Origin of the sequence: Salifodinibacter halophilus (assembly GCA_012999515.1) — a bacterium.
GTDB lineage: Bacteria > Pseudomonadota > Gammaproteobacteria > Nevskiales > Salinisphaeraceae > Salifodinibacter > Salifodinibacter halophilus.
This window is the reverse complement of the sequence record JABEEB010000591.1, coordinates 1-244: the sequence shown is the minus strand read 5'-3', so window position 1 is coordinate 244 and position 244 is coordinate 1. Positions and strand designations below refer to the sequence as shown.

Here is a 244-nt window from a genome sequence, read left to right as displayed (position 1 = left end):
GCGTTGACCAGGGTCCAGCTCAGCCGCAGCGCCTGGTCTTCGGGCGCGTCGAGCAGCGCTTGCGCGATCGCGGCGATCGGGCCGCCGGAGGTGAAGATCCAGACGTTGCGCGCACCGTCGGCCGCATCGGCCGCGGCCTGCACCGCGGCGAGGCAGCGCGCGCGGAAGCGGGTCCAGGGCTCGTCGTAGTCGCCGTCGAACTCGCCGCCGGCCCAGCGCTGCATCGCCGCGGCGAACAGGCTCT

1 protein-coding gene is annotated in these 244 nt (G+C 74.6%); it reads right to left on the bottom strand.

From position 1 onward, the window contains the following. Positions 1–244 (bottom strand): histidine phosphatase family protein (locus tag HKX41_12950; GenBank protein ID NNC25042.1); only part of this gene is annotated, 244 nt, incomplete at both ends.